1 protein-coding gene is annotated in these 4,332 nt (G+C 76.0%); it reads left to right on the top strand.

Annotated elements, in window-relative coordinates; genetic code table 11:
- A partial coding sequence (locus tag ACFTWP_RS41270) for a type I polyketide synthase (RefSeq protein WP_380270330.1) occupies positions 1–4,332 on the top strand: 4,332 nt, incomplete at both ends.

The following is a 4,332-nucleotide window of genomic DNA, read 5'->3' as shown; positions in this document are numbered from 1 at the left end:
GCCCACACCACCGGCCACACCACCACCTGGCCCACCCACGGCCAAACCATCAACCTCCCCACCTACCCCTTCCAACGCACCCGCCACTGGCTGGAGGACCGCTCCGGCTCCGCGGGTGACGTGAAGGCGGCCGGGCTCGGCGTCCAGCAGCACGGGCTGCTCAGCGCCGCGGTCGAACTCGCCAGCGGCGAGGGCACCGTCCTCACCGGACTCGTGTCGCTGCGCACCCACCCCTGGCTGGCCGACCACGCGGTGCTCGGTACTGCCCTGCTGCCCGGCACCGCCCTCGTCGAACTCGCCCTGTGGGCCGGCGAGCAGACCGGCTGCGCCGGCCTCGACGACCTGACGATCGACACCCCGCTCGTCCTGCCCGAGCAGGGCGCCGTCCGCCTCCAGGTCACCGTGGGCGCCCTCGACGAGGCGGGCGGCCGCACGGTCACCGTGCACTCCCGCCCCGACGCCGAGGACGCCGCCTGGACCCGGCACGCCACCGGCCGCCTGACGGCCGAACCGACCGGCGAACTGCCGCCGTTCCCCGACACCTGGCCGCCGGCCGGCACCCCGCTGGACGTGGCCGCACTCGCCGCCCGCACGGCCGCCGCCGGACTCGACTTCGGCCCGGCCTTCCAGGGGATCACGGCCGCCTGGCAGGACGGCTCCACCACCTACGTCGAGGTCGAGCTGGCCGAGGAGCAGCGGGCCGACGCCACCCGCTTCGGCCTGCACCCGGCGCTGCTCGACGCGGCCCTGCGCCCGCTCGCGCTCGGTACCGGATCCGGCACCGTACGGCTGCCGTTCAACTGGTCGGGAGTCCGCCGGCACCCGTCGGCCGCACCCGTCACCGCCCTGCGGGTCCGGCTCTCCGAGCACGGCGAGGACGTCGTGGCGGTCACCGCCACCGACCCGACGGGCCTGCCGGTCACCGAGATCGACGCGCTGACGCTGCGCAGCGTGCAGCCCGAGCGGCTCACCGCCGGACGCCTGCCGCTGTACGAGGTGGAGTGGACGCCGGTGGCCCCCTCGGGCGCCGGGCCGGCGCCCGAGGCCGAGATCGTCGAGGTGCCCGAGGTCGAGGGCGGCCCCGCCGAGGCGGCGCACGCCACCCTGGCCTGGCTGCTCGACCTGGTCCAGGCCCGGATCGCCGAGGAGCCCACGGCCGGCGCCGGACCGCTGGTGCTGGTGACCCGCGGGGCCGTCGGCAGCGGTCCGCGCAACCCGGCGCACGCGGCCGCCTGGGGCCTGGTCCGCTCGGCCCGCACCGAGCAGCCCGGGCGGTTCGTCCTGGTCGACTCGGACGGCACGCCGGCCTCGCGGGACGCCCTGGCGGCGGCCCTCACCGCCGACGAGCCGGAGCTGCTGATCCGCGACGGCCTGGCCTTCGCCCCCCGGCTGGCCCGGGCCGAGGCCTCGGCCCCGGCCGGCGCCTTCGACCCGGACGGCACGGTGCTGCTCACCGGCGCCACCGGCGCGCTGGGCGCGGAGGTGGCCCGTCACCTGGTCACCCGCCAGGGCGTGCGCGCCCTGCTGCTGGTGAGCCGCAGCGGTCCGGCCGCGCCCGGCGCCGCCGAGCTGGCCGAGGAGCTGACCGCACTCGGCGCCCGGGTGACGGTCGCGGCCTGCGACGTCGCCGACCGCGCCGCGCTGGCCGCCCTGCTGGCCGAGCACCCGGTGACCTCGGTGGTGCACGCCGCCGGTGTCCTGGACGACGCCACGATCGCCTCGCTCACCCCCGAGCGGCTCGCCGCGGTGCTGCGCCCCAAGGTGGACGCCGCCTGGAACCTGCACGAGCTGACCTCCCAGGTACCCGGCGAGCTGCAGCACTTCGTGCTGTTCTCCTCGGTGGCCGGGGTGCTCGGCACCGCCGGCCAGGGCGCCTACGCCGCGGCCAACGCCTTCCTGGACGCCCTCGCGGAGTACCGCACCGGCCTGGGCCTGCCGGCCGCCTCGTTCGCCTGGGGCCTGTGGGACTCGGGCAACGGCATGGCCGGGCAGCTCCAGGCCCGGGACCGGGCCCGACTGGTCCGGGCCGGCCTGGCGCCGATCCCGACCGACCAGGGTCTGGCCTGCCTGGACGCCCGCCTCGGGGCGGCGACCACCACGGCCGCCGCGCTCGACCTCGCCGCCCTGCGCACCCAGGTGGACCAGGGCCTGCTGCCGGCGCTGCTGCGCGGCCTCGTCCGGGCCCCGCTGCGGGCCGTCAAGGAGGCCCCGACCCGGCACACCGGCTCCCTGCTGGACCTGGTGCGGGCGACCGCCGCGGAGGTGCTCGGCCACCCGGACGCCTCCGCCATCGACGCCGAACGGCCCTTCTCCGAGCTGGGCTTCGACTCGCTGACCGCGGTCGAGCTGCGCAACCGGCTCGGCTCCGTCCTGGGCCGGCGACTGTCGGCCACGCTGATCTTCGACCACCCCTCCCCGGCCGCCCTCGCGGTGGAGCTGGAGGGGGCGCGGACCGCGCACAGCGCGCGGGCGGCGGCAGCGGCCGTCGCGGTCACCAGCGACGAGCCGATCGCCATCGTCGGCCTGGCCTGCCGCTACCCGGGCGGGGTGCGCTCCCCCGAGGACCTGTGGCGACTGGTGGCGGACGGCGCCGACGCGATCAGCGAGTTCCCCTCCGACCGCGGCTGGAACGTCGACGACCTGTTCGACCCGGACCCGTCGCGGGCCGGCCACACGTACACCCGGCACGGCGGATTCCTGCACGACGCGGGCGAGTTCGACCCCGAGTTCTTCGGGATCTCGCCGCGCGAGGCGCTCGCCACCGACCCCCAGCAGCGGCTGCTGCTGGAGACGGCGTGGGAGACCTTCGAGCGGGCCGGCATCGACCCGGCCGGCCTCAAGGGCAGCCGCACCGGCGTCTTCACCGGCATCATGTACAGCGACTACGGCTCCCGGCTCCAGCACGCGCCGCGCGACTTCGAGGGCTACCTGAGCAACGGCAGCGCCCCCAGCATCGCCTCCGGCCGGATCTCGTACACCTTCGGCTTCGAGGGCCCGGCGGTCACCGTCGACACCGCCTGCTCCTCCTCGCTGGTCTCCCTGCACCTGGCCGCGCAGGCCCTGCGCACCGGCGAGTGCGACCTCGCGCTCGCCGGCGGCGCCACCGTGATGGCGACGCCGACCACGTTCATCGAGTTCAGCCGGCAGCGGGGCCTGTCCCCCGACGGCCGCTGCCGGGCCTTCTCGGCCGACGCGGACGGCACCGGCTGGAGCGAGGGCGTCGGCCTGCTCCTCGTCGAGCGGCTCTCGGACGCGCGTCGCAAGGGCCACCAGGTGCTGGCGATCCTCCGCGGCAGCGCGATCAACCAGGACGGCGCCAGCAACGGACTGACCGCCCCCAACGGTCCGTCCCAGCAGCGCGTCATCCACCAGGCCCTGGCCAACGCCCGGTTGACGGTCGACCAGGTGGACGTGGTGGAGGCGCACGGCACCGGCACCCAGCTGGGTGACCCGATCGAGGCGCAGGCCGTCCTGGCCACCTACGGTCAGGACCGGCCGGCCGACCAGCCGCTCTGGCTGGGCTCGATCAAGTCCAACATCGGCCACACCCAGGCCGCGGCGGGAGTCGCGGGCATCATCAAGATGGTGATGGCCATGCGCAACGGCGTGCTGCCGAAGACCCTGCACGCCGAGCAGCCCTCACCGCACGTGGACTGGACGGCCGGCGCGGTGCGCCTGCTGACGGAGCACCGGCCGTGGGAGGAGAACGGGCGTCCGCGCCGCGCGGCGGTGTCCTCCTTCGGGATCAGCGGCACCAACGCCCACGTGATCATCGAGCAGGCGCCGACGGAGGACGCCGTCACCGGGCCGACCGGCCCGGTCGGCACCGCCGGCGCCGGGGCCGAACTCGCGCCCTGGGCACTGTCGGCGCGGACCGAGGAGGCCCTGGCCGAGCAGGCCGAGCGCCTGATCGAGCGGCTCACGGCCGAGCCGGAGCCCGCGGCGGCCGACGTCGCGCACTCACTGCGCACGACGCGCTCGCTGCTGGAGCAGCGCGCGGTGATCGTCGGCGAGGGGCGGCAGGCCCGCCTGGAGGCGCTGCGCGCGCTGGCGGAGGGGCGGCACGACTCCGGGCTGGTACGCGGCAGTGCCGCCCGACCGGGCAAGCTGGCGTTCCTGTTCACCGGCCAGGGCTCACAGCGCGTCGGAATGGGCCGCGAACTCTACGCCAACCACCCCGAGTTCGCCGCCGCCTACGACGAAGTCCTCGCCCACTTCGACCCCGCCCTACGCGACGTCATCAACACCAACCCCGACAACGCCCTCCACCGCACCGAACACACCCAACCCGCCCTCTTCGCCCTCGAAACCGCCCTCTACCGCACCCTCCAA

Origin of the sequence: Kitasatospora sp. NPDC057015 (assembly GCF_042673745.1) — a bacterium.
Lineage (GTDB): Bacteria > Actinomycetota > Actinomycetes > Streptomycetales > Streptomycetaceae > Kitasatospora.
The sequence above is the reverse complement of the archived record's forward strand: the minus strand, read 5'-3'. Positions and strand labels throughout refer to the sequence as shown.